Below are 24,747 nucleotides of genomic sequence, written 5' to 3'. Positions count from 1 at the left end.
CGGAAGTTTCACTGTGCGGCGGGGTCCGCGGAGGCGTCCAGGGAAGGTGGCCGGTGTAGACTGCCAGGTTTTTCGTTCTGGGGTATGGCGCACGCTTCACAGCGCACAGTTTTCAATGGTTCGGCGCTTGTTCGCTTGCTTTCGCGACTGGCCGATACGGACTTGCGCGAACCCCGGCAAGCCACCGCGGACCGATTGAGCCAATGGTTCGGCTGGACCGATGCCATTTCGCTGTCCGCGGCGCTGGACGGCATTCCGGCGGCTGCTTCTTCCCGGTTGCGGCCCGGCGCCAACGCCGAGGAGCGGGAGTGCGCCGGTGCGCGCACCGCGCTGGCCAAGGCCATTGCCGAAGACGCCGCCGTGGCGGCTGCGGCCGAGTTCGCGCCCTTTCGCCGCCGCTATCTCGCGCTGCAGCAAGCCATGGAAGCGGGCATCGGCCCGTTGCGCGGGCGCCTTCGGGCCGCGCTGGCGGGCAGGTCGCCCGCCATGGCCCGGCTGGCCGCCGTGGACGTGGTCATGGAGCAGGTGCTGGCCGCGCGCGAGCACAGCCTCTTGGCCGGCGTGCCCGCGCTGCTCGAAAAACATTTCACCCGCTTGAGCGGGGACGGCCTGCTGACGGCAGCCGAACCCGCCAGCGAGGCCCACGCCGGCGAGTGGCTGCATGTGTTCCGCAAGGACATGAAGAACGTGCTGCTCGCCGAACTGGACTTCCGATTTCAACCCGTCGAAGGGCTCCTTGAAGCCTTTCGCGAGGCAACCAGAGTGCCATGACTAGATTTCTTCAATACGCTGTTTTTGCCGCCGGCCTGGCCGCGGTGTGCTGGGTGGGCGCGGGCTACGTCGGCTCCAACCATCCGCTGGCGCTTTCGATCACAGTGGTGGTCGGTGCGTTCTACCTAGTGGGCGTGGTGGAGCTGCACCGCTTCAGGCAGGCCACGTCCACCCTGGCCAGTGCTGTGTCGCGGTTGACCGAAGCCCCGGCCAACCTGGGATCGTGGCTGGAGCAACTGCATCCGTCGCTGCGCAATGCGGTGCGCCTGCGCATCGAGGGCGAGCGCGTCGGCTTGCCCGGGCCGTCGCTCACGCCGTACCTTGCCGGACTGCTTGTGCTCTTGGGCATGCTGGGCACATTTCTCGGCATGGTGGTCACGCTGAACGGCACCGGCATGGCGCTGGAAAGCGCGACCGACCTGCAGGCCATCCGCGCCTCGCTCTCCGCGCCCGTGAAGGGCCTGGGGCTGGCGTTCGGCACCTCGGTGGCAGGCGTGGCTGCGTCGGCGATGCTGGGTTTGGCCTCAGCGCTGTGCCGGCGTGAGCGGCTGCAGGCCGGGCAGATGCTCGACACCAAGATTGCGACCACCTTGCGCGTGTACTCGCTGGTGCATCAGCGCGAGGCGTCGTTCCAGCTGCTCGAGCAGCAGGCCCAGGCCATGCCCATGCTGGTCGACCAGCTGCAGGCCATGCTGGCCGCCATGGAGCGGCAGAGCCAGGCGTTGAACGAGCGCCTGATCACCAGCCAGGAGCATTTCCACAGCAAGGCCGAGGCGGTGTATGCCGGCCTGGCCTCGTCGGTGGATCAATCGCTGAAGCAGAGCCTGACCGAAAGCGCCCGCATTGCCGGCGCAACGATCCAGCCGCTCGTCGAAGCCACCATGGCCGGCATCGCGCGCGAGACGGCTTCGTTGCACGGCACGGTCGCGCACACGGTGCAGCAGCAGCTCGAAGGGCTTTCGAGCCGCTTCGAGGCCACCACGGCCACCGTGGCCGATACGTGGAAGGCCGCGCTGGCCGAACACCAGCGCAGCAATGAGGCGCTGGCAGGGGACCTGCGCGTTTCGCAGCAGCGCTTTGCCGAAACCTTCGAACAGCGCTCGGCTTCGCTGGTGGAGACCGTGTCCGCGCGGTTCGAGAGCACCGTGGGCAGCGTATCCGAAACATGGGGCAGTGCGCTCGCAGAGCACCAGCGCGCCAGCGAAAAGCTGACGGGCGACACGCAACAGTCCCTCGCGGCGGCCGCGGCCACCTTCGAGCAGCACTCGGCATCGCTGCTGCGCACGGTGGACCAGGCGCATGCCAGCCTGCAAACCGACATGGCATCGCGCGACGAGCAGCGGCTGTCGGCCTGGACCGCGGCGCTGTCCTCAATGGCTGCGTCGCTGCAGCAGGAATGGCAGCAGGCCGGCGCGAACACGGCCAGCCAGCAGCAACAGCTCTTCGAAACGCTGGCACAAACTGCGCGCGACATGTCGGCGCAGGCGCAAGCGCATGCGAAGAGCACCGTGGCAGAAATCGCCCAGCTGCTGCAAGCCGCTTCGGATGCACCGCGCGTTGCGGCCGAAGTGGTGGCCGAACTGCGGCAGAAGCTCTCTGACAGCATGGCGCGCGACAACGCCATGCTGGAGGAGCGCAGCCGCATCATGGAAACGCTGGGCACCCTGCTCGACGCCGTGAACCATGCCTCCACCGAGCAGCGCTCGGCGGTCGATGCACTGGTCGGCGCCTCGGCCGACGTGCTCGAACGCGTGGGCAGCCGCTTCACCGAAAAGGTCGAGGCCGAAACCGGAAAGCTCGAGAGCGTCGCCGCGCAGATCACCGGCAGCGCGGTCGAGGTGGCAAGCCTCGGCGAGGCCTTCGGGTTTGCGGTGCAGCTGTTCAGCGAATCGAACGACAAGCTGGTGGCGCATCTGCAGCGCGTCGAAGGCGCGCTGGGCAAGTCCATTGCGCGCAGCGACGAGCAGCTGGCCTACTACGTTGCGCAGGCGCGGGAGGTCATCGACCTGAGCATCATGTCGCAGAAGCAGATCGTCGAAGACCTGCAGCAGATTGCCAGCCGGCAAGCCGCGGTGGGCAGCGAAGCATGATGGGTGAAGAAGCCGACGGCGGACTGGAACCGAGCGTTCCGGTATGGGCGGTGTTCGGCGACCTGATGGCGGGGCTGGTCGGCGCGTTTGTGCTCATTCTCGTGGGTGCGCTCGGCATGCAGCTGGACCTTGCGGCCAAGCTCGAAGCCGAAGTGCAGCAGCGGCAGGCCGAAACGCAGCGCCGCGAAGCACTCGAACAAGCCTTGGCCGGGCCGCTCGCGGCGGGCCGCGTTACGCTGAACAACGGGCGCATCGGCATCAGCGGCAGCGTGCTGTTTGCCTTCAACTCCGCCGACCTGCAGCCTGAAGGCCGCCAGCTGCTCAAGAGCCTGGCCGCGCCGGTGGCGGCCTACCTCAAGGCGCGCGATGAGGTGCTGATGGTGAGCGGCTTCACCGACGACCGGCAGATGCGGCAGTCGAAAGATGGCAACCGCCCGTTCGCAGACAACTGGGAGCTGTCGGCCCAGCGGGCGCTCACGGTCACGCGGGCGCTGATCGAAGAGGGCATTCCCTCGTCCTCGGTGTTTGCCGCGGCATTCGGCTCCGAGCAGGCGGTCGCGTCCAATGCCGATGCCGAAGGCCGCTCGAAAAACCGGCGTGTGGAAATGGCGCCCACGCCAAGGCAATCCAATGCCAACACGAAGCGGCCGTGAGCGAGCACGTCGATCCCATCGAGATGATCGGCACCTGGCGTGCGCAGGGGCAGCATCGCGCGGACCCGGTGCGCTTTCATTTCATGGAGGCGTTGGCCAGGCGTACGGCCGCCCACCAGGGGGAGGCGAGGCGCGTCCTCGATGAGAAGCTCGCCGGCCTGGCTGCGGCCTACGGCAGGAATCTTGAAAACTCCCAGGGCGCCGATGGAGCCCCGGCGCTCGCTGCCGCGAAACGACTGCCTGCAGGCGCACCCGCTCGCGGCCCGCTGGCGGAGCTGGTCGACCATATTGCGCGGCATGCACCGGCCATCGGCGGCAGCACCGCGGCGGCGGCAGAAGACACGCTGCACGGCCTTGCGCCAGCGCCCGCCGAACTGAAGAGCCTCAAGTTCTTCAAGAGCACCTGGTCGCGTCTCAGCGCCGAGCGGCGGCTGACGCAGTCGCTCGCCAAGGTGCCCGAGAACGCCGGCCCGCTCAACTCGCACCACCTGGTGCACCGGTCGCTGCTGTTGATGCGCGACTTGTCGCCGGAGTACCTCAACCGCTTCATGAGCTACGTCGACACCCTGCTGTGGGTCGATCAGCTGAACGGTGCCGGCGCCGCGGCGCCCGTGAATACGCCGCGCGCCGAAACCTCGAAGAAGACCGGGCGCGGCAAATCCGCCTGACGCTGAGATTGAGGCTGAGGGCGCTGCCGGCTAGCGCAAGCCGTGCGCGCGAATCACGGCCTTGAGCCGCCGCACCTCGTGCTGCAGGTCGAGAATCAGCGCGGCGGCGTCCAGGCCCACGCCAAAGTCGCGCTCCAGCCGGCGCGCCTCGAGCGCGCATTGCAGGTCGCTGCTCGAAAACTGCCAGCGCTCGGGCGGCGCCTCGGCGGTAGAAATTTGCACGATGCCCACTTCGACGAGCTGCACCACCCATTCGGTGTCGGCGCCGCAGGCATGGGCGAGCTCGCTCGCGGCAAGCGGCTGCGACGCGCTGATGGCTGTTGTGACGGAAACGGTCGCCATGCTCACACTCCCAGATGCTGGCGTGGGTTGAACGAAGCCGATGCCTGCGCCAGTTGCTCGTAGGCCTTGCGCGCGGCCTCGCTGTCGGCCGGGGGCAGGGCAATGTCGAGCAGCAGGTACAGGTCGCCGGGCTGCTTGCCGCCCAGGCCGCGGCCCTTGAGCCTGAGCTTGAGGCCGCTGCGCGCGTTGCGCGGCACGGTCACCTCGACCGCACCGCCGGTGGGCACCGGCACCTTCACCTGCGCACCGAGCGCGGCTTCGGCCGGGGTGACGGGCAGCGTCATGTAGAGGTCGCGCTCTTCGACGCGGTAGAGCCTGTGGGGCGCAATGCGCACCTCCAGGTACAGGTCTCCGGCCGGCTCGCCGCCGTGGCCGGGCATGCCCTGTCCGGCAAGCCGGATGAACTGCCCCGGGTGCATGCCGGGCGGGATCTTGACGCTGAGCGTGCGCGTCTTGAGCGCAGGGCGGCCCTGCGCGTCGATTTCCTGCGCGCGCAGCGTGATCTCGCGCTCGGCGCCGTTGAGCGCGTCTTCAAGGGAGATCTCGATGGCCGCGTGATGGTCTTCGCCGCGCGCGCGGTAGTTGCGCCTTGCCGCGCCACGCCGCTCGGCTTCGCCGAAGAGCGAGGAGAAGAAGTCGCTGAAGCCCGCGTGGTCGGCCGGCCCTTGCCCCGGGCCGCGGTGAAATTCGAAGCCGGTGTCCCAGTCCGGCGGCGGCTGAAAGTCGCCCTCGGGGTGTCCGCCGCGGGCCACGCGGTCGGCCAGTGCGTCGTAGGCGGCGCGCTTTTCCTTGTCGCGCAGCACGTCGTTGGCTTCGTTGATGTCGCGCATGCGCTTCTCGGCGTCGGCTTCCTTGCTGACGTCGGGGTGGTACTTGCGCGCGAGCTTGCGGTAGGCCTTGCGCACCTCGTCTTCCGACGCGGTGCGGTCGATGCCCAGGGCGCTGTAGTAGTCCTTGAATTCCATGGCTGTCGGTTGGTGTGAACGCCGAACAGTGTGCGCCCGGCCGTCTACGCCAGGGCGGAATCCCCGTCGGCATGCCGCAGCAGCGGCGTTACAGCCCATGTAGGGCCGCTGCGCGAAAAACGCAATGGCTGGGCATTGCCGAGCAGGCCCAGGTCGATGGGCACGCCGATCAGCGCGGCCAGCGCATAGAGCGTGCCGCCGTGGGCCACCACCAGAACCGGTGCGGGCTGCGCCAGCGCTTCGTCGAGCGCCTGCCTCTTGCGCGCCACGAACTGCGCAAGGGTTTCGCCGCCGTCGGGCTCGCAGGCCCAGTCGATGTTGACCGACGAGGTGCCGATGAGTGCGCCGAAGTTGCGTTCGCGCAGTGCGGCCTGCGGCGTGGGCTCGATGCGGAGCACCGCCGCCACGGTGTGCGCGGTGTCGTGGGCGCGCCGCGCGTCGCTACAGACGATGGTGCGGATCGGCTCGCCGGCCAGCAGCTGGGCGGCGCGCGCCGCCTGCTGGAGCCCGAGCTCGCTCAGCGGCTCGTCCACGGCCTGGAAGATGCGCTGCGCATTGCGGCCGGTCTGGCCGTGGCGCAAGAAGTAGAAGTGATCGCAGGCCGGCGCCAGCGGCTGCGCGGCGGCAATGCTCACCAGCTGGTCGAGGCCGGCGGTCGCGCCATGGGGGAATTGTGCTTGTGCCATGCGGTGTGAATCAACCTCAACCGAACTTCATGCCCTTGGGCCGGGCCTGGAGCCGGTTGATGTAGGCATCGATCTTCGGCCGGTTGGAGCGCCCGCCAAAGGCACGGTGCCAGATGAACATCGAGCCGATCATCACGTCGGCCGCAGTGAACCGCGCGCCGAAGAGATAGGGACCTTCGCCCAGTTCGCGCTCCACCGCGTCCTTGGCCTGCTCGAAGTTGGTCCAGCCGCGCGCGCTGTTGTTGCTGCGCACCCCCAGCATGCTGTCGCCCATCGCGGGCTCCAGCTGCGCCGTCGAATAGACCATGAGCGACAGGTAGCGGCCGCGGTCGGGCGAATCCGCCGGTGGCGCCAGGCGGGCCTGCGGAAACTTGTCGGCCACGTACATGCAGATGGCCGCGTTCTCGAACACGCGTGTTCGGCCGTCCACCAGCGCCGGCAGCTTGCCCGCGGGGTTGATCTTCAGGTACTCGGGCTTCTTGTGCGCCTTTTCGCGGATGAGGGTCTGCACGATCTCGTATTCCACGCCGGCTTCGTCGAGCATCCACTTTGCAACCTGCGAGCGGCTTTGCGGATCGAAATACAGCTTCAGCATTGAATGGGCTCCTTTCAGCGATGGAGGGTCAGAACTTGGGAATGCGCAGCGTCTTGCTGATCATGAGCGTGCCCGAGAGCGCGAAGAGCAGCGTGAGCGGATGCAGCTGCCACGGGCCGAGCACCCATGCGCCGCCCCACACCGCGTCGCCGATGCGGCCTTGCCAGGCGGCCCATGCCAGCACGCCGACCAGCACCACGCTGGTAGGGATGGGCGTGCCTTCGAAGTACTTGACCTTGTCGGCGCCCGCGGAAAGCGCTTCGGCCGTGACGTTGTAGCGTGCGAGCCGGCTCACGCCGCAGCCGACGAAGTAGATCAGCAGCACGCAGTCCCAGCCGCCGTCCAGGCCCGCCGCAAAGGCGAGCGCGGCGGGCGCCACGCCGAACGAGATCACATCGGCCAGTGAATCGAGCTCGCGCCCGAGGGCCGAGTGGGTTTGCCGCCAGCGCGCAATGCGGCCGTCGAACACGTCGAACACGAAGGCGGCGGGCGCGAGCGCGGCGGCCCACAAGAACTGCGCAAGCGACTGGCTCGCCATGAAGGCCATGGCGAGGAACACCGCGCCCACGCCGCACGCGGCATTGCCGAGCGTGAACGCATCGGCCAGGTGAAAGCCGCGGATCATCGAGAAATGCTTGCGGGCCGGTGCGGAGGAGGGGGTGGTCATGGGGGTGCTTCGGAGTCTGCGAATGCACCGCACCTTAACGCAAGCGGGGCCGCTTGCCTGTAGTCGCCATCCGACTCCGGTTCAGGCCGGAAGACGGGCCTCGTAGGCTTTTTCGAGCGCCGCGTGGTTGCTCCAGAACCCCCGGGGCGTGCGCTGGTGCAGCACGTCGTCGAGCACGTCCAGATGCGCGTGCCAGCCGCTCGAAACGCTGAGTGTTTCCTTGCGGTCGGGCAGGCGGCGGTGCGTGAGCACCAGGTGCGTCGAATCGCCCCGGGGCGTGAACTCGAAGCTCACCTCGGACGCGGTGGCGCTTTCGCTGCCCCAGCTGATGGTCAGGCGCTTCATTGGGTCGAGCGTCACAAGGCGCGATTTCTGCGAGATGGGGCCACGGCAGTCGGCAAAGCGATCGGGCGCCACTTCACCGGAAAGGCTGGTGTGCTCGAAGCGCAGTTCGAACACGCCGCCGCTTTTCTCGGCCATGGTGCCGCCGGCGAGCCACCTCGCGCGCTTGTCGGGGTCGACGAAATAGGCCCACACGCGCTCCACCGGCGCGGGCAGGGTGCGCTCCATGCGCACGGTGCCGGGTTCGATCAGGGTTCCGAGGCTGCTTGTCGTCATCGTTTGCTCCTTGAAGAAGGGAAAGAACTTCACTTGCGGGATGCGTTGTCGCGCCGCAGCTCCTGCTCCAGCGCGTCCAGATGGCTGTTCCAGAAGCCTTCGTAGTACCGCAGCCATGCGTTGGCCGAGGCAAGCGCCGCCGGCTCCAGCCGGCAGACGTGCGCGCGGCCCTGCACCGTGCGGGAGACCAGGCCGGCGCGCTCCAGCGCCTTGACGTGCTTGGAGGCGCCCGCAAAGGACATTCGAAACGGAGCGCCGAGTTCGCCCACGCTGCACTCGCCCTGCGCCAGCAGCTGCAGCATCGTGCGCCGCGTGCTGTCGGCCAGGGCATGGAACACGGCATCGAGCCGCTCGTCGTCTAGTTCAACCATGAGGTTGAATATAGTCGCTCCGAAAAAGTTATTCAACCGAAAAGTTGAATGAATTGTGCCGTTACACCCGATACAGCAGAGACGCGGTTGCGCCGCCTGGCGCTGGAGCTTGCGAGGTGGCGCTCCTACGATTCCCTTCGTTCCATCCACTCGCTGAAAAACAGACAAATGAAACCCTCCGCCAATCGCCGCATCTTCCTGCTTGCCGCATCCGCGCTGCCGCTGGCCAGCGCCTGCACCGCCTGGTCCGCGAAAGCGCAACAGGCCACGTCGGCCGAGGCGCAGCTCGCGGCGCTCGAAAGCTCCGTGGGCGGGCGGCTCGGCGTGGCCGCGCTGGACACGGGCAGCGGCGCGCGCGTGCAGCACCGGGCAACCGAGCGCTTTGCGCTGTGCAGCACTTTCAAGACAATGCTGGCCGCGGCCATCCTCGCGCGCAGCGCACGCGAGAGCAGCCTGCTGGAGCGCCGCGTGAGCTACAGCAGGAGCGACATCCTGATCAATTCGCCCATCACGGAGAAAAACCTGGGGCAGGGGATGACTGTTTCCGCCCTGTGCGCGGCCACCATCCAGTACAGCGACAACGCCGCCGCCAACCTGCTGATGAAGATCCTCGGCGGGCCTGCCGCGGTGACCGCGTTCGCGCGCTCCATCGGCGACCAGACCTTCAGGCTCGACCGCTGGGAGACCGAACTCAACAGCGCCATTCCGGGCGACCTGCGCGACACGACCACGCCGGAGGCGATGGCCGCAAGCCTGCAGCGGCTGGTGCTGGGCGACGCGCTCGGTGCGGCGCAACGCAGCCAGCTCGAAACCTGGCTCCTGGGCAACACCACCGGCGCCGCTCGCATCCGCGCCGGCGTGCCGGCGGACTGGAAGGTGGGCGACAAGACCGGCCTGGGCTCCTACGGCACCAACAACGACACAGGCGTGCTGTGGCCGCCCTCGGGCGCTCCGGTGGTGCTGGCGGTCTACCTTACCTTTCCCAAGGAGGATGCGCCGGCCCGCAACGACGTCATTGCGTCGGCGGCGCGCATCGTGGTGAACGCACTGCGGGGCTGAGCCCCGAGGCTTACTCTTCGCTCGTCCACTCCACCTGCACGCCCAGGCTGCGCAGGTTCTCGACGAAGCGCGGGTGGGCGCGGCGAATGGGCGCAGCGTTGCGGATTTCGGAGCGGCCTTCGATGCTGGCCGCGACCATGAAGAGCGCAATGGCCACGCGGATGATGTAGGGGCTCTCGACCACGGCCGGCGTCAGCGGGCTGCCGCCAAAGCTGATGAGCCGATGCGGATCCGACGAGAACACATGCGCGCCGAACTTGGAGAGCTCGCTGGTCCAGCCCAGCGCGCCGTCGTACACCTTGTTCCAGAACATCGCATTGCCCTGGGCACGCACGCCCAGCGCAATGAAGATGGGCAGCAGGTCGACCGGAAAGTAGGGCCACGGCGCGGCCTCCACCTTGGTGAGCACGTTGCTTGTGAAGGGCGTCTGCACCTTCAACGGGCCGGTGCAGGTGGCGCGCGACCAGCCGTCTTCATGCGTGACCGTGACGCCGAACTTGGCGAAGGTGCGGTCGATCAGCGGAAAGTTTTCGGGTGCGCTGTTGCGCACGACCACGTCGCCTCCGGTGATGGCGCCCAGCGCCAGGAAGGTGGTGATCTCGTGAAAGTCTTCGTCGAAGCGGAACTCGCCGCCGCCCAGCGCATTGCCGCCGTGCACCGTGAGCCGCGAGGTGCCGATGCCCTCGATGCGCACGCCCAGCATCGTCATGAAGCGGCAGAACTCCTGCACATGCGGCTCTGACGCTGCGTTGGTGAGCGTCGATGTGCCTTTGGCCGCCGCCGCGCACAGCACAAAGTTTTCGCTGGTGGTGACGGAGGCGTAGTCGAGCCAGTGCTCGGTGGGCGCAAGCGGCCCGTTGCACCGCACAAGCAGCGAGCCGCTGGCGCGCTCCACCTTGCCGCCGAAGCGGCGGAACACGTCCACGTGCGGATCGATCTCGCGCACGCCCAGCGTGCAGCCCTTGACGTTGTCTTCGAGCCGCGCAATGCCGAAGCGCGCCAGGAGCGGAGGCACCAGCATGATCGACGAGCGCATTTCCTCGGGCAACCGGTCGCGTGCGGCGTCGAATGCCGTTTCGCGGTGGTGCAGCTCCAGCGTGCCGGTGGCGTGGTCCATGCGCGCCTCGCTGCCCAGGCTGCGGAAGATGTCGAGGATCTTGCGCACGTCGGTGATGTCGGGCACGCCGTGCAGCCGCAGCGGCTCACGCGTGAGCAGCGTGGCGCACAGCACCGGCAGCACGGCGTTCTTGTTGGCGGAGGGAGTGATGCGGCCGCGAAGCGGCGTACCGCCGTGCACGATGAGATTGGACATGGGAATACGGGGCGGAAACGAACCGGAGAAATGAGTGCCGGAACTGTACCCGCCGGGCGGCTGGCGCTGTAGAGCGCGAAAGTGAACTATTCCGCGTTCAGCTGTTCTGCCACTTCGCGCCGGCCCAGGCCCCGCACCGATGCGAGGCCCTCCAGTTGGGCCTTGCGCGGCCGTGCCTTGCCTTGTTCCCACTTGTAGATGGTCTGGCCGGTAACGCCCACCAGCTTTCCATAAGCCGCCGCCGAGAGGCCGAGCTTTTCGCGGTGCGCGGCCAGCCGGGTGGCGCTGAACCGGCGGGACGGGCCCGATTCGGCGCCATCGTCCGCATCGCCGGCGGAAGGGGCGCTCGAAGACATCTTCAGCGCACGCCGCAGTTCCTTCTCCAGTTTCTCGACCTGCCGGCGCAGTGCGGCGATCGAGGCGCGATGGTGCGTGGAAGCTTTTTTCAGCGTTTCGATCTCTGTGCGAACTTCCTTGCGGGCGACACGGGAAATCTCGGTTTTGAGGATGGAGGCAATATTTGGCATGGGCGCATTTTGCACACCTTGCGCCAAGCTGGACCGGAAGGTAATGAAAAATGCTTATTTTCTTGGTCAGAGCACGTACCGGCCCACCGAGATGAAATGGCTCACCGTGCCCGCCAGCACGAACAGGTGCCAGGTGCCGTGCGCATGCCGGAAGCCGCGCCGGTTTCGGTAGAACACCGTGCCCACGGTATAGAGCACGCCGCCCGCCAGCAGCCAGGCCAGGCCGCCGACGTCGAGCCGCGCCGCGAGTGGCGCGGCCGCCAGCACGCCGAGCCAGCCCATGGCGATGTAGAGCGCCAGCGGGGCTTGGAGGCCGCGCTGTCCGCCTGCAGCAGTTCGCGCCCAATGCCGAAGAACGCGGCGCTCCACACCGCGGCAAGCAGCAGCCAGCCCCAGGTGCCCTGCAGCGTGACGAGCGCGAAGGGCGTGTAGGTGCCCGCAATCAGCAGGTAGATGGCGCAGTGGTCGACCCGCTCCCAGAAGCGCTTTAGCCGCCCGCGCGTGCTGTGGAACAGCGTGGATGCGGCATACAGCAGCGCGGCCGAGAGCGAGAACACCAGCGCACCGACGATGCGTGCGGCATCACCCGTGGGCAAGGTCTTGGCAAGGAAGAGAACGGTGGCCACAAGGGCAAGCACCAGGCCCAGCAGATGGCTGTACCCATTGAGACGTTCGCCGGGGTACATCGCGTGGAGTGCAGCAGTCCTGGTCGGAAAAGGGGAGGCAAAGGCCAGCGGATGCTAGGCCACCCCCATGACCGCACGGTGACTCCGATGCGTGTTCACGCGGCCGTGCCGAAGCGCTCCGCATAGAGCTGCGCAATCCAGTCGATGAACACCCGCACGCGCGGCGACAGCTGCCGGTGGTGCGGGTACAGCACCGAATAAACCATGGGCGGGCAGGGCGTGTGCGCCAATATCTCGACCAGCGAGCCCTCGTGCAACTGGCGCTCCACACTGAAGCGCGGCACCTGGATGATCCCGCAGCCCTGTTCGGCGCAAATCTTGTAGAGGTCGGCGTTGTTCACGCTGATCCAGTCCTTCAGCATGTACGTCTCGAGCTTGCCGTCCACCAAGAATTCGTACGGAAACACCTCGGGCCTCGAAGCCGAGAAGAAATTGACGCCGAGGTGCCTCGCAAGCTCGGACGGCTGCGTGGGCGTGCCGTATTCGGCCAGGTAGCCCGGGCTTGCGCAGGTCACTTGCGGCAGCAGCGCCAGGCGCCGGGTGACAAGCGACGAATCCTTCGGCTCGCCCGCGCGCACCACGCAATCGACACCTTCGCGCAGCAGGTCCACAAGACGGTCGCCGCTGCCCATGACAAGCTCGATGTGCGGATAGCGCTCGTGAAACTCGCGAATGCGGGGCAGCACGATGGCCTGCGCCGGCGCGCCGTGGATGTCGATGCGCAGGCGCCCGCGCGGGTTGACCGCCAGCTCCGACAGCGAAGACTCCGCCTCCTCCAGTTCGCGCAGCAGATGGCGGCAGCGCTCGTAGAAAGCCTGCCCGTCGACGGTGGTGCGCACCTGCCGCGTGGTGCGTTCCAAAAGGCGCACGTGCAGCCTGGCCTCCAGCTCCTTGATGGCATGCGTGGCCGTGGCACGCGGAATGTCGAGCGCGGCCGCGGCTTGGGTAAAGCTGCCCAGATCGACGATGCGGGTGAACAGCTGCATGGCATCGAAGCGGTCCATGGGCTCCTCGGATTGTTGAGTCTCATTGAATTGTATTGGCGAGATTTGCGTATTTATTCGCCCATGCAGAACAGAGAGACTTTCCGCTCACCCCTTCGACATTTCAAGGAGCGACCTCATGCAACTGATCTTTCCGCGGCTGCGCGGTGTTTATGACCGGCTCGAGCCGTTGAGCTATGCGCTGCTGCGCATCGCGTTCGGGCTGATGCTCATGACGCACGGCATTCCCAAGCTGCTTGGCCGCAGCCACGGCAGCATGGCCGACCCGATGGCCGGTTCGGTCAACCTGATTGCCAACGTGCTGCACCTGCCTTTCGCGCCGCTGATCGGTTGGTTCATCGCGCTGCTCGAAGGCGTGGGCGGGCTGATGCTGGCGCTGGGCTTCCTGACGCGCATCGTCGCGCCGATGGTGGTGGTGCAGATGCTGGTCATCTGCTACCTGCTGGCGCCAACGTTCCCCTGGATCGACCGGGGCTACGAATACCCGCTGATGCTGGTCTTCGCCGCGCTTTGCATCGCTGCGCGCGGCAGCGGGCCGGTCTCGATCGACGCGCGCCTCGGCCGCGAGTTCTGAAGACCGACAAAAAGGAGAAGCCCCATGAACCAACTCCAGCAGAACGCGGCAGGCCCGGTGCCTGCCTTCCATACCCTCAACCGCCGCACGTTCATGATGACCACCGCGGCCGGCGCGGGTGCCGCCGCTTCGGCCGCCACCGGCACGGCTGCGGAAACCGGCAGCGCGGTACCGCCCTCCGGCGCCGGCTCCCAGGAGACCCGCGTCACCATCAACGGCAAGCCCCACCAGCTGAAGCTGGAGCCGCGCGCCTCATTGCTCGACGTGCTGCGGGAGCAGCTCGGCCTTACCGGCGCCAAGAAAGGCTGCGACCACGGCCAGTGCGGCGCCTGCACGGTGCACGTGGACGGCCGCCGCGTCGCCTCGTGCCTGACGCTGGCGGTGAAGACCGACGGCTGCGCCGTCACCACCATCGAGGGCATTGAGTCGGCCGACGGCACGCTCCACCCGATGCAGCAGGCCTTTCTCGACCACGATGCGCTGCAGTGCGGCTACTGCACGCCTGGCCAGATCATGGCGGCCATTGCCTGCGTGCGCGAGGGCCACGCCGCCAGCGAAGCGCAGATCCGCGAATACATGAGCGGTAACATCTGCCGGTGCGGCGCCTATACCGGCATCGTCGAAGCGATCCGCGAGGCGGCGCCTCAGGTGCTTCGCATGGAGGGCCGCCGCCATGCATGACTTCGCCTACCTTCGCCCGCGCAGCACCGGCGAGGCCGTGCACCTGCTGGCCCGGCACCAGCCCGGCGCGCGCTACTTCGCAGGCGGCACCACGCTGTTCGACCTGATGAAGCTCGGCGTGGAAGCGCCGGCCACCGTGGTCGACATCACCCGCATCGAAGGCCTGCGCGAAGTCGATACGTCGAGCCGCGGCGAACTGCGCATCGGCGCGCTCGCGGCCATGAGCGACGTGGCCGAGAACGCCACGGTGCAGCGCGAATTCCCGGCCTTGTCGGAATCGCTCTGGAAGGCCGCCTCGCAGCAGCTGCGCAACATGGCCACCGTGGGCGGCAACCTGCTGCAGCGCACGCGCTGTGCGTACTTTCGCGGCGGACCCGAATTCGCGTGCAACAAGCGCGTGCCCGGCAGCGGCTGCGCGGCGCTGGGCGGGCAGAACCGCGGCCATGCGGTGCTTGGCGCCAGCGAAGCCTGCGTGGCCGTGTATCCGGGCGACTGGGCGGTTGCGTTGGTGGCGTTCGATGCGCAGGTCGACACCGTGAGCCCGCGCGGCGAACGCACGGTGCCGGTGCGCGAACTGCACCGCGCGCCGGGCACCACCCCGCACCTGGAAACGGTGCTCGCGGCCGACGAACTGATCGTGCGCATTCGCATACCCCGCGGGCCCATCGGCCGCGGCTCCACGTATCACAAGATCCGCGACCGCGAGTCCTACGCCTTTGCGCTTGCATCGGCGGCGGTTGCACTGGAGATCAGGGGCAACCGTGTGGCCGACGCGCGCATTGCGCTCGGTGGCGTGGCCACGCATCCGTGGCGCGCCGCGCAGGCGGAGCGCAGCCTTGTGGGCCAGCCGTTCACACGGGCCGCCGCGCGGCGTGCCGCCGAGCTTGCCTTCGAGGGCGCCAAGCCGCTCGAGCACAACGCATTCAAGGTGGCGCTCGGCATCGAAACGGTGACCGACGCGCTGATGCTGGCCAGGGAAAGGAACTGAAGATGGCAACCCACCTCAAGACAGCGCCGAGGAACACGCCTCGGGCGGGTGCCGAACGTGTCGACGCGCGCGACAAGGTGCGCGGCGCCACGCGCTATGCGGCGGACGATGCGCGCGCCGGGCTGCTGCACGCCGCGCTGGTGCCTTCGCGCATTGCGCGCGGCACCGTCACCGTCATCGACAGCGCCGCGGCTGGCGCGCGTGCGCGGCGTTCGGCAGGTGCTCACGCATGAGAACGTCGGCGCTTTCGACACCGGAGGCTTCCTCATGGGCGGCGGCTTCGGTTTCCAGAGCTTCTATCCGCTGCGCTCGCCGCAGGTTGCCTACCGCGGGCAGACCGTGGCGATGGTGGTGGCCGACACGCTGGAGGCCGCGCGCGAGGCCGCGGCGCTGGTGCAGGTGACCTATTCAGCCGTTCCCTTCGTTGCCGGCATCGATGCGCCCGATGCCCAGCCGCAGGCGCAATCGGCATTGCTGCCGCAGCCGATGTTCGCAGACCGGCGCGCAGGCGATGCGGAGGCCGCGCTCCAGGGCGCTGCATTCACGGTGGACGCGTCTTACGAATTGCCGACCCAGCACCAGAACCCGATGGAGATCATCGCGACCGTGGCCGAGTGGAGCGCAGACGGCGTGCTGACCGTTCGCGAGCCCACCCAGAACGCCGAGGGCGTGCGCCACGGCCTCGCCAAGCAGCTCGGCATCGAGCCCGACAAGGTGCGCGTGCTGTCGCCCACCGTGGGCGGCGGCTTCGGCCAGAAGAACTCGCTGCAGTCGCACACCGCACTGGTCGCGATGGCGGCGCGCGCACTGGGCCAGCCTGTCAAGCTGGTGCTGTCGCGCAGCCAGCTGTTCCACAACGCGAGCTTCAGGCCCGCGAGCCGCCACCATGTGCGCTTGGGCGCGGACCGCAACGGCAAGCTGACCGCGGCCATTCACGAGATCGACCAGCAGACCTCGCGGCACGACCTGTTTCCGTCGAGCGGCACCGAAATCACATCGCGGCTCTACGGCATCAGCAACTTCCTGGGCCGCGAACGGCTCGTGCGCACCGATGTGCAAACGCCTGGCTACATGCGCGCGCCGTTCGAGCATCCGGCCGCCTTTGCATTCGAAAGCGCGGTCGACGAGATGGCCTACGCGCTGGGCCGCGATCCCGTCGCGTTCCGCCTTGCAAACGATACGGCTGTCGACCCGATCAGCGGCAAGCCTTTTTCCTCGCGCCACCTGGCCGAATGCCTCGTCAAGGGAAGCACCGCCTTCGGCTGGGCGCGCCGCACGATGGCGCCGCGTTCGATGCGCGCGGCCGACGGCAGCCTCATCGGGTGGGGCGTGGCGGCCGGTGCCTACAAGGCGGCCATTGCACCGGCCATCGCCAAGGTGCGGCTGAACGCCAACGGCACGGTGCGGGTGGCGGTGGGCGGCCACGAGATGGGGCAGGGCATTCGCACCGCCATTGCGTTGACGGTCGCGCGCACGCTCGGCGCGCCGGTGGCGGCGGTGGAAATTGTGCTGGGCGACACCACCGCCGCGCCGCAGCACCTGACCGCCGGCTCCTGGGGCACGGCCACGGCGTTGCCGCCGGTGCAGGAAGCCGCCCAGCGGCTCATGGAAGACCTGCGGCAGCACGCGGGCGCGGCCGCTGCGCCCGATACGCCCGCTGCGCCTGGTAGTGCCAACGGCGCCACCGCAGTGGCGATGCTGCGCGCCTCCGGCCGCCCCTTTGCCGAGGCCGAAAGCCGAATGCGTGCACCGGGTCAGCCCGAGCAGGTCTTCGGCCGGCTCACCGGTGGCCTGCCCGCTGCGGCGGGACCGGTATATCCCGACTTCGTCGCCTTCAGTTTCATTGCGCATTTCGTCGAAGTGCGCATCGAACCCACCACGCGCCGCATTCGCGTACCGCGCGTGCTCAGCGTGGCCGACTGCGGCACCGTGGCCAGCCTGCGCACCGCGCGCAGCCAGGTCGAGGGCGGCGTGGTGTGGGGCATAGGCGCCGCATTGCGCGAGGCGAGCGAGGTCGATCCGCGCTACGGCGGATTTCTCAACGCCGACCTTGCGGAATACGTGCTGCCTGTTGCGGCGGACATCGGCCGCATCGATGTCGACTTTGTCGGCAAGCCCGACACGCGGCTCAACGCCATGGGCGTAAAGGGCCTGGGCGAAGTGGCCATGGTGGGTGTGGCGCCAGCCATCGTGAATGCGGTGTTCCACGCCACCGGCAAGCGCCTGCGCCGGCTGCCGCTGCGGCTGGAAGACCTGCTGGAGAGCTGAGCTTGGCCGCTACTTGCCCGTGGTGCCGAACGAATTGACATGCACCTCGACGATGTCCACGAACTCGGGCAGCTCCAGCAGGAACTCGGGGTCGCGTGCCAGCGGAGCCACGCGCAGCGGATCGCCGCGCTGCGCGTGCATGGCGTGCATGTGTTCGATCGATTGCCAGTAAGACACGGTCCGGAATTCGGCGGTATCGCCGTTCAATTTGCGAAAGTACTGCACACCCAGGCATTCAGGTTTTTTCGCGATCTCCTGGATGCCGTGCTCGAAGCTGTAGCGCAGGTATTCGTCGGCCCGCGCAATGGGCGTGCGGCCTTGCCACACGCGTCCGATCAAAGGGGTGGCGAGCAGTTTGCATTCGACGGACATGGGTGCTCCTTTTTCTTGAGGGCGACAAAACAAACGGCACCCTGTGTGCCGTCGATGTCGTGAAAAAGACTGGCGCTCGTGCCAGTGCCGGTGCGTAGGAATCCGTCGCCTCCCTCTGCAAGTGAAGGCAAGTGAAGGCTGGGCGCTCAGTTTTCGAAAGCGCCCTGAAGCGTGCGCGCCAGCTCGGCCGCGATTGCCTCGCGCTGCGGCGCGGGGCGCCAGAAGCCGCGCGTTGCCACGCCCTTCGATTCCCACTCCGGATGGTTGCGCGCCGGCCGTGCGGCGCGAACGGCAGCCGCGGTGGCGCGCGTGGGCGCGTCCTGCGTTGCGCTGGTTTCCGCCGCAATGCGCCCGGTGGCCGCGTGCCCGCGCTGCTCCAGCGCCCGCGTGAGCTTCAGCTGCCATGCCACCACCGCAAACAGCACGCCGTCTTCGATGGTGAGCTCGTGCACGTCGCGCAGCTTGTTCACCAGCTTGCGACCGAACGGGCCCCAGCCTTGCGAAACGGCGCCACCGATGGCACCGCCCACCGCGGCACCCGCGCCCAACGAAATGCCGACGACGGCAAGGTCCGCCACCACGCCCACAGCGGCGCCGATGACCGCACCCTTGCCAAGCCGCAGGCCCGCGTCCTTCATGGCTTCGGGGCTGAAGAAGTCCAGCGTCCAGCGGCCTTCGACGAGCGGCAGCGGCGCTTCGCCGGCATCGTCCTGGCGAAAACCGTAGAGCGCGAGCAGGTCGTCGGTGCAGCGCTGCGCCTTGTCGAAAACGTCTTTCTGCAATGCGGAGACGAGCGCCTTCCGGCGCGCGGTGTCCGCGAATTCTTCGGCCGGCACGGTGCGGCGCAAGGCCGCGGCGTCGACCAGCAGTTCGGCGATGCGCGCGCAGGCCGAGCGGCGCCGCTCGGCGGCTTCGGCGGCCAGCGAATCCACCACGCTGTGCAGCAGCTCGCGCCGGTCGCGCAGCAGTGTCGAAAGATCGGTATAGAGCTCGCGCTCGGCCCCCACGAAGGGCGCGGCGGCGTCGAAGCGCACCTGCACGTGGAGGCCATAGGCCGAGAGCAGCTCTTTCCAGGCGGGCTCACGGCTTGCCGCATCACGCACAAAGTTGAGCACCGGCAGCACGGGCCGAGCGCAGGAGTTGAGCAGTTCGATCTCGTCCCGAAACTTGGGCAGCACCGGCTCCCGCACGTCGATGACGAGAAAGGCCGCATCGATGCCGAGCATGGTGCGCAGCACCTTGGCCTCCTGCTCGAACACGCCGTGCGCCTCGGGGCCCTGCAGAAAATTGCGAATGCGCTCGGGCGGCGTGGCCTGCGGGTCAAGCCCGGCCAGGTGCTCGCGAAGGGCCACCGCATCTTCGAGCCCCGGCGTGTCGAAGAAGCGCACGGCAGCCTGGCCGTTCACTTCGAGGTCGGCCGATTCCACGTGGCGCGTGGTGCCCGGGCGCTGCGACACCTCGCCGAAGTTCGCGCGCCGCGTGAGCGTGCGCAGCAGTGAGGTCTTGCCGGCGTTGGTGTGGCCGACGACGGCAATGAGGATGGCTTGCTGCGTCATGGTGTCGTGCCGAGTTGCTGCAAGGCGTCTTCAATCCGGTGCGTGGCCGCGACGCGTTGCAGGCCGGTGCCCTGCAGCCAGTCCACCCAGCGCTGAGCCAAGCCGGCGTCAGCCGCGTCTTCCGCCGCATGAGCCGGCCACAGCCTGCACTCACCGCAATGGGCCAGCACTTCGCGCAGAAAGCGCTCGGTGCCGCGGTCGGGGCTCGATGCGGCGTTGCACACCAGCAGCACCGCACGCGGGCGGGCCAGCGCCAGCTGGTCGAGCAATGCGCGGCGGGCCGGCGCGCTGCCGTCGATCCGCTGCACCTGCGCGGCGGGCAACCCCGCGGGCGGCCATGTCAGGTCGGCAGGCAGCTCGAAACCGATGACGAAGAGCGTGTCCTGCAGTTCCGAAGGCGCGAGGCCGGCAGGTGGTGTGCCGGGTGCGCGGCCGGGGTCGGCATCCACGATGGCCGGCGGCGCAAGTGCGGCGAACCTGGCGATGAGCTTGCGGTAATACGGTTCGCTCCAGTCCGGCTGCAGTGCGGCCTTGCGCCTGTGCCACACCGCTGCGCTCAGCAATACCAGCCCAACGCGCGGCAGCAGCCCGTACACGGCAATGCAGCCCGTGAGCCACATCGCCCATGTGCGCTGGCCCGCGGCACCGGGGGTGGCCGAGAGAATGGTCGCGGCATCGGGAACCGGAAAGCCGAGTTGCGCCGGCGCCCAGCCCAGCGCGTGGACGGCGCGCACGAAAAAAGCCGGGTCGAGAATCGTCGTTTCCCAGCTCAGCGTGTAGCTGCGGAACGCAAGCGCGAACAGCAGCGCGGCCAGCACCACCGCGAAAGACAGCGCCCAGATGCCGTGGCTCACGAGCCCGAACGCCCAGGGCAGCAGCCGGGCCCGGCTCAAGAGGCCGGTGGCCGCCCGCAGCAGCACCGGTGCCTGGCCCCGCTTGCCGCCGGCCACGCGCGCGGTGAGCGAAAGCCAGATCCATCCGAGCGAGCTTGTATTGAACGAGCCGAAGGGCAGCCACAGGCCGGCCAGCCACAGCAGCAGCGTGAGCAGGTGAATGCCCAGCAGGCTCACGAGCGCGACGATCACGTTGATGTGCCGTTCGCTGCCGCCGACCACGTTGCCCGCCAGGCCCAGGCCGGCAACGACGACCAGCGCCACCAGGCCAAGCAGCAGCCACGGCCCCCATTGCCGGATGCGTGACAGTTCGGATTGAAAGCCGATGCGCTCGCCGAGCTGGAGCGCGCGCGACGTGATGCGCGCATGCGCGTCAGCTGAGCGGGAGGCGGCGGTGCGCATGGCTTGCGCATCGTCGAGTGGACCTTTCTCTTCGGTCCATCGGATCGCCTCGGTGATGACCGCGTCCGGAAAAGCAGATTCGCGCAACGCGGTGTTGGTCAACAGGGTCCCTTCGCAAGTGGCGTTCCGCGATGGCGGAAGGCGCGCAAATTATGCCCGGCGCGCCGCGAAGGACTCTATGCGAACGACTGGAAGAGGGACCGCGAGCGATCCCGTTCGTGGAACACCGCGGAACCGGCGTTGCCGGGCCGCAGGTGTTGCCCCCGGCGAGGGGGAGGGAGAAGCGACGCGAAGCGCGCGAAGCCTGGGGAGGGGCTGGTTCTAGCGAAGGCCGAAGAACGAAAGCACGGCCACTACAACCACGACCAGACCGACGATGTAGATGATTGAATTCACGCGAGGACTCCTCGTTGTTGACGACAGCTTCAGCATCGCGCCAGAGGGGGCTGGTTACTGTCGGCGAGGGGCGGCCTGTGCTGTAGGACTCGCCAAGACCCGGGCGAGCGCATGTGCCCCGCCGGCGCAGCCTCAAGCCGCGGGCTTGCGGCGCGGCTCGGGGCCCAGCGCCTGCTCCAGCAGCCAGCGCATTGCCGAACGGATTTCTTGCGCGTCGGCGCCTGCATCCATCTCGAGTGCGGCCCGGTCGAAGGCTGCGGAGAGCAGCCGGGAGAGGGCGTCGAGCGAGACTTCTCCCTTGCCCAGGCCGGCTTTTTCCAGCCCCTGGCGCAGCGAGCCGGCCGAGGTCGCTTCGTCGATGGCCGTGAGTTCTTCCAGGCCCAGCACGGCGGGGCCTTCGATGAGCAGCAGCCGCGTTCGGCCCGGCACGCTCATCGCACTCAGGTAGGCCTTGCTTCCTTCCAACAGGGCGTCGCGCGGCGTCATCTGCCCTGGCGTGGCCGCTTCGATCTCGGCGGCCACGGTTTCGGCTTCGCGCACCAGCACCTGCCTGAACAGGTCGCGCTTGTCCGCAAAGTGGTGGTACAGCGCGCCACGGGTGATACCGGCGGCAACAGCGATCTCGGGCGTCGAGGTGTCCCCGTAGCCCTTGCTGACGAACAGTGCGCGCGCAGCGTCGATGAGCGCAAGGCGCGTGGCTTCCGTGCGTTCGCGATTGGTTCTGGATTGAGCGTCGGCGAGTGATTTAGGCATTTACATACAGGCTGTCTGTAGATTAATATTCAACTTACATGCAGGCTGTATGTTAATTGAAAGGATGGACGCCATGAAAGTGACAAGCTACTACCCGGTGATCATGACCAACGACGTGGCCGGAACCGCCGGCTTCTACCAGGCGCATTTCGGCTTCACGCCGCTGTTCACCAGCGAGTGGTACGTGCACCTGCAGCTGGCAGGACATCCATCGGTGAACCTTGCTGTGCTCGACGGCCGGCACGAAACCATTCCCGCACCCGCGCGCGGCCAAGTGGCGGGCGGGCTGCTGCTCAACTTCGAGGTGGACGATCCCGATGCCGTTCACGACCGGCTCGCCGCGGCCGGCCTGCCGATTCTTCTGCCGCTGCGCGACGAGGACTTCGGCCAGCGCCACTTCATTACCAGCGACCCGAACGGCGTGCTGATCGACATCGTCAAGCCGATTCCGCCGAGCGCCGAGTTCGCGGCGCAATACGAGGCCGGCGCGTTGCCCACCTGAAGCCGGCTACGCCCGCAGCGCTTCGCCTTCGTCTTCGTCGAGCGAATCGCCCAGGAAGCCGCCGCTCTGGTGCGCCCACAGTCGCGCGTACAGCCCGCCTTGCGCCATGAGCGAGCGGTGGTCGCCTTCTTCCACCACGCGGCCTTCGTCGAGCACGATGAGCCGGTCCATCGCCGCAATGGTCGAGAGGCGGTGCGCAATGGCAATCACGGTCTTGCCTTCCATCAGCCGGTACAGGCTTTGCTGGATGGCGGTTTCCACCTCGGAGTCGAGCGCGCTGGTGGCCTCGTCGAGCAGCAGGATCGGCGCGTCCTTCAGCATCACCCGCGCAATGGCCACGCGCTGGCGCTGCCCGCCCGACAGCTTCACGCCGCGTTCGCCCACGTGCGCCTCGTAGCCGCGCCGGCCGGTGGCGTCGCCCAGCGTCTGGATGAATTCGTGCGCTTCGGCACGCTTGGCGGCGGCCTCGATCTGCTCCTGCGTGGCGTCGGGCCGGCCATAGGCGATGTTGTCGGCGACCGAACGGTGCATGAGCGACGTGTCCTGCGTGACCATGCCGATGTGGCTGCGCAGCGAATCCTGCGTCACGTGGGCAATGTCCTGCCCGTCGATCAGGATGCGGCCGCTTTCCAGGTCATGAAAGCGCAGCAGCAGGTTGACCAGCGTCGACTTGCCCGCGCCCGAGCGGCCGACCAGGCCGATCTTTTCGCCCGGCTTCACAACCAGGTTCAGGTCGTCGATGACGCGGCGGCCCGCATCGGCATAGCGGAAGCTCGCATGCTCGAAGCGCACCTCGCCGCGCGGCACATGGAGCACGCCGGCATCGGGTGCGTCCAGCACGATGCGTGGGCGCGACAGCGTCTTCATGCCGTCCTGCACGGTGCCGATGTTCTCGAACAGGCTGGTCATCTCCCACATGATCCAGTGCGACATGCCTTGCAGGCGCAGTGCCATGGCGGTGGCCGCGGCCACGGCACCCACGCCCACGGTGCCGTTCGACCACAGCCACAGCGCCGTGCCGGCCATGCCGGCGGTCAGGCCCATGCTGAGCGTGTGGTTGACGATTTCGAAGGCGCTCACCAGCCGCATCTGCCCATAGCCCGTGTACATGAACTCGCGCATGGCTTCGCGCGCAAAGCCGGCTTCGCGCTGCGTGTGCGAGAACAGCTTGACGGTGGCGATGTTGGTGTAGGCGTCGGTCACGCGGCCGGTCATCAGCGCCCGCGCATCGGCCTGCGCCTTGCCCACCTTGCCCAGGCGCGGCACAAAGTACATCAGCGACACCGCATACAGAACCAGCCAGACGATGAACGGCAGCACCAGCTGCACGTCGAGCACGCTCACCAGCACGATGATGGTCACCACGTACACGCCCATGGCCACCACCACGTCGGCCAGCACAAAGAGGGTGTCGCGCACCGCGAGCGCGGTCTGCATCACCTTGGCCGTGATGCGGCCCGCAAATTCGTCCTGGTAGAAGGCCATGCTCTGGCCCAGCATCAGCCGGTGAAAGTTCCAGCGCAGGCGCATCGGCAGGTTCACCGCCAGCGTCTGGTGCTTGACGATGGTTTGCAGCGCGACCACGCCGATGCTGATGACCAGCAGCGCGGCCAGCCACATCAGCGTGTCGCCGCGGTCTGCCCACAGCCGCGAAGGCACCTGGCCGCCGAGCCAGTCGACCACGCGCCCGAGCACGGCGAACAGCAGCGCCTCGAAGGTGGAAATGGCCGCGGTAAGCACCGCCATGGCGGCCATCTTGAGACGCAGGCCCTGCGTGCAGGCCCACAAGAAGGCGAAGAAGCCCGTCGGGGGAAGCGCCGGTTCGGCAGCGGGATAGGGGTGGAGGAGTTTTTCGAAAAAACGGAACAAGGCGTGCAGTCTCCAGGGAGAAGCTGCGACTTTATCCCGGGGCGGCGTTCCTTGCCCCGAAAGGGTGCGTTACGACGTTGCGCTCTGCAGTGGCCGGTGTCATTCGCCCAGAACACAGAACCAGTGCCAGCGCACCACGCGGTGCCCGCAGTAGCGGCCGACGACGCGCGCCGCCAGTTCCTGGTTGGCGTACATGTCCGCACGCCTGTCGACCCAAAGCATGGCCTCGTAGAGGTCGTCCGAGTCGCCGGTCGAGTCGAACTTGTCCAGCAGGGCATTGGAGAGTGCCCAGTTCGAAAATTCGTCGCCGCTCGCCGCCTGGTTGCGCAGCAGGTCGAGTCTGGACTGCGCCGCGGCACTGAACGGGCTGCCGCGGCTGCAGGTGCCGGTTCGGTCGGTGGCGTGACGCCGACGGCCGGGCTGTTCATCGCAAAGGTCAGGAGAGCGCCGGAAACCACCGCCCCTGTGGCGAAGGATCC

The 24,747-nt window shown here is 67.8% G+C and carries 26 protein-coding genes and 1 pseudogene; 11 read left to right on the top strand and 16 right to left on the bottom strand.

The annotated features are described in order from the left end of the window. The first annotated feature begins 84 nt into the window (after nt 1-84). From M0765_RS27100 to M0765_RS27085, 4 genes are read left to right on the top strand one after another with little or no spacing between them, the layout of a single operon-like run. On the top strand, nt 85-771 hold the full coding sequence (locus M0765_RS27100; protein ID WP_258507426.1) for a DUF3348 domain-containing protein: 687 nt from the start codon (nt 85-87) through the stop codon (nt 769-771). Then, nucleotides 768-2,861 carry a DUF802 domain-containing protein gene (locus M0765_RS27095; protein ID WP_258507424.1) on the top strand — a complete coding sequence of 698 codons (2,094 nt, stop codon included), beginning with the start codon at nt 768-770 and terminating at the stop codon, nt 2,859-2,861. Before M0765_RS27100 ends, M0765_RS27095 begins: the two co-directional genes overlap by 4 nt. Further along, nucleotides 2,861-3,514: an OmpA family protein gene (locus M0765_RS27090; protein ID WP_258508476.1), complete on the top strand. Its 654-nt coding sequence runs from the start codon at nt 2,861-2,863 to the stop codon at nt 3,512-3,514. The genes M0765_RS27095 and M0765_RS27090 overlap by 1 nt, the downstream gene beginning before the upstream one ends. Beyond that, the gene (locus tag M0765_RS27085) at nt 3,511-4,182 is read left to right on the top strand and encodes a DUF2894 domain-containing protein (protein WP_342456053.1); all 672 of its coding nucleotides are present in this window, start codon (nt 3,511-3,513) and stop codon (nt 4,180-4,182) included. The genes M0765_RS27090 and M0765_RS27085 overlap by 4 nt, the downstream gene beginning before the upstream one ends. Before the next feature lie 30 nt (nt 4,183-4,212). On the opposite strand, the gene M0765_RS27080 is transcribed toward M0765_RS27085, so the two are convergent. The 7 genes from M0765_RS27080 to M0765_RS27050 all read right to left on the bottom strand — a co-directional run bounded on the left by M0765_RS27080 (nt 4,213) and on the right by M0765_RS27050 (nt 8,426). Then, nucleotides 4,213-4,524, bottom strand: coding sequence for a chaperone modulator CbpM (locus M0765_RS27080; RefSeq protein ID WP_258507422.1), 312 nt, complete (start codon nt 4,522-4,524; stop codon nt 4,213-4,215). A 2-nt stretch (nt 4,525-4,526) separates the two neighbouring features. Then, complete coding sequence (locus M0765_RS27075) at nt 4,527-5,489, bottom strand: DnaJ C-terminal domain-containing protein (protein ID WP_258507420.1); 963 nt, start codon at nt 5,487-5,489, stop codon at nt 4,527-4,529. Between the two features lie 44 nt (nt 5,490-5,533). Then, the gene (locus M0765_RS27070; RefSeq protein ID WP_258507418.1) at nt 5,534-6,175 is read right to left on the bottom strand and encodes a histidine phosphatase family protein; all 642 of its coding nucleotides are present in this window, start codon (nt 6,173-6,175) and stop codon (nt 5,534-5,536) included. Between the two features lie 16 nt (nt 6,176-6,191). Further along, entirely contained in the window at nt 6,192-6,770 is a 579-nt protein-coding gene (locus M0765_RS27065) for a glutathione S-transferase family protein (protein WP_258507417.1), read from the bottom strand. Between the two features lie 28 nt (nt 6,771-6,798). Continuing rightward, nucleotides 6,799-7,437 carry a CDP-alcohol phosphatidyltransferase family protein gene (locus M0765_RS27060; protein ID WP_258507416.1) on the bottom strand — a complete coding sequence of 213 codons (639 nt, stop codon included), beginning with the start codon at nt 7,435-7,437 and terminating at the stop codon, nt 6,799-6,801. An 81-nt stretch (nt 7,438-7,518) separates the two neighbouring features. After that, nucleotides 7,519-8,055 (bottom strand): SRPBCC family protein, encoded by a 537-nt coding sequence (locus tag M0765_RS27055; protein ID WP_258507407.1) that lies wholly within the window; start codon nt 8,053-8,055, stop codon nt 7,519-7,521. 29 nt (nt 8,056-8,084) lie between these two features. After that, nucleotides 8,085-8,426 carry an ArsR/SmtB family transcription factor gene (locus M0765_RS27050; protein ID WP_126746849.1) on the bottom strand — a complete coding sequence of 114 codons (342 nt, stop codon included), beginning with the start codon at nt 8,424-8,426 and terminating at the stop codon, nt 8,085-8,087. Nucleotides 8,427-8,594: 168 nt separating this feature from the next. Here M0765_RS27050 and bla point away from each other — a divergent pair, with 168 nt between their 5' ends. After that, complete coding sequence (gene bla / locus M0765_RS27045; protein ID WP_258507404.1) at nt 8,595-9,485, top strand: class A beta-lactamase; 891 nt, start codon at nt 8,595-8,597, stop codon at nt 9,483-9,485. A 10-nt stretch (nt 9,486-9,495) separates the two neighbouring features. On the opposite strand, the gene M0765_RS27040 is transcribed toward bla, so the two are convergent. From M0765_RS27040 to M0765_RS27025, 4 genes and pseudogenes are all read right to left on the bottom strand, one after another. Beyond that, on the bottom strand, nt 9,496-10,797 hold the full coding sequence (locus tag M0765_RS27040; RefSeq protein WP_258507403.1) for a UDP-N-acetylglucosamine 1-carboxyvinyltransferase: 1,302 nt from the start codon (nt 10,795-10,797) through the stop codon (nt 9,496-9,498). Nucleotides 10,798-10,883: 86 nt separating this feature from the next. Further along, nucleotides 10,884-11,324 carry a helix-turn-helix domain-containing protein gene (locus tag M0765_RS27035; protein WP_157614510.1) on the bottom strand — a complete coding sequence of 147 codons (441 nt, stop codon included), beginning with the start codon at nt 11,322-11,324 and terminating at the stop codon, nt 10,884-10,886. A 66-nt stretch (nt 11,325-11,390) separates the two neighbouring features. Next, a pseudogene (gene trhA, locus M0765_RS27030) lies at nt 11,391-12,010 on the bottom strand (PAQR family membrane homeostasis protein TrhA). A 95-nt stretch (nt 12,011-12,105) separates the two neighbouring features. After that, a complete protein-coding gene (locus tag M0765_RS27025) occupies nt 12,106-13,014 on the bottom strand; it encodes a LysR family transcriptional regulator (RefSeq protein WP_258507399.1) in 909 nt (302 codons plus the stop codon). A 118-nt stretch (nt 13,015-13,132) separates the two neighbouring features. Between M0765_RS27025 and M0765_RS27020 the strand changes: the two genes are divergently transcribed. From M0765_RS27020 to M0765_RS27000, 5 genes are read left to right on the top strand one after another with little or no spacing between them, the layout of a single operon-like run. Continuing rightward, complete coding sequence (locus M0765_RS27020; RefSeq protein WP_258507397.1) at nt 13,133-13,588, top strand: DoxX family protein; 456 nt, start codon at nt 13,133-13,135, stop codon at nt 13,586-13,588. A gap of 24 nt (nt 13,589-13,612) precedes the next feature. Then, nucleotides 13,613-14,269 carry a (2Fe-2S)-binding protein gene (locus M0765_RS27015; protein ID WP_258507396.1) on the top strand — a complete coding sequence of 219 codons (657 nt, stop codon included), beginning with the start codon at nt 13,613-13,615 and terminating at the stop codon, nt 14,267-14,269. Further along, nucleotides 14,262-15,257: an FAD binding domain-containing protein gene (locus M0765_RS27010; protein ID WP_258507395.1), complete on the top strand. Its 996-nt coding sequence runs from the start codon at nt 14,262-14,264 to the stop codon at nt 15,255-15,257. Before M0765_RS27015 ends, M0765_RS27010 begins: the two co-directional genes overlap by 8 nt. A 2-nt stretch (nt 15,258-15,259) precedes the next feature. Further along, entirely contained in the window at nt 15,260-15,490 is a 231-nt protein-coding gene (locus M0765_RS27005; RefSeq protein WP_258507393.1) for a hypothetical protein, read from the top strand. After that, entirely contained in the window at nt 15,459-17,525 is a 2,067-nt protein-coding gene (locus M0765_RS27000; RefSeq protein WP_258507391.1) for a xanthine dehydrogenase family protein molybdopterin-binding subunit, read from the top strand. Before M0765_RS27005 ends, M0765_RS27000 begins: the two co-directional genes overlap by 32 nt. 9 nt (nt 17,526-17,534) lie before the next feature. On the opposite strand, the gene M0765_RS26995 is transcribed toward M0765_RS27000, so the two are convergent. From M0765_RS26995 to M0765_RS26980, 4 genes are all read right to left on the bottom strand, one after another. Next, a complete protein-coding gene (locus M0765_RS26995; RefSeq protein ID WP_126746857.1) occupies nt 17,535-17,897 on the bottom strand; it encodes a hypothetical protein in 363 nt (120 codons plus the stop codon). 146 nt (nt 17,898-18,043) lie between these two features. Further along, a complete protein-coding gene (locus tag M0765_RS26990) occupies nt 18,044-19,453 on the bottom strand; it encodes a GTPase/DUF3482 domain-containing protein (RefSeq protein WP_258507388.1) in 1,410 nt (469 codons plus the stop codon). Further along, nucleotides 19,450-20,850, bottom strand: a complete 1,401-nt coding sequence (locus M0765_RS26985) for a DUF2868 domain-containing protein (RefSeq protein ID WP_258507387.1) — start codon at nt 20,848-20,850, stop codon at nt 19,450-19,452. Before M0765_RS26985 ends, M0765_RS26990 begins: the two co-directional genes overlap by 4 nt. 426 nt (nt 20,851-21,276) lie before the next feature. Further along, nucleotides 21,277-21,897 (bottom strand): TetR/AcrR family transcriptional regulator, encoded by a 621-nt coding sequence (locus tag M0765_RS26980; protein ID WP_258507385.1) that lies wholly within the window; start codon nt 21,895-21,897, stop codon nt 21,277-21,279. Between the two features lie 73 nt (nt 21,898-21,970). Between M0765_RS26980 and M0765_RS26975 the strand changes: the two genes are divergently transcribed. Then, nucleotides 21,971-22,399 (top strand): VOC family protein, encoded by a 429-nt coding sequence (locus tag M0765_RS26975; RefSeq protein WP_258507383.1) that lies wholly within the window; start codon nt 21,971-21,973, stop codon nt 22,397-22,399. A gap of 6 nt (nt 22,400-22,405) precedes the next feature. Here the strand turns inward: M0765_RS26975 and M0765_RS26970 are convergent, their stop codons facing one another. Further along, entirely contained in the window at nt 22,406-24,268 is a 1,863-nt protein-coding gene (locus M0765_RS26970) for an ABC transporter ATP-binding protein (RefSeq protein ID WP_258507381.1), read from the bottom strand. Nucleotides 24,269-24,747: the final 479 nt, after the last annotated feature.

Origin of the sequence: Variovorax sp. S12S4, assembly GCF_023195515.1 — a bacterium.
GTDB lineage: Bacteria > Pseudomonadota > Gammaproteobacteria > Burkholderiales > Burkholderiaceae_C > Variovorax.
The sequence above is the reverse complement of the archived record's forward strand: the minus strand, read 5'-3'. Positions and strand labels throughout refer to the sequence as shown.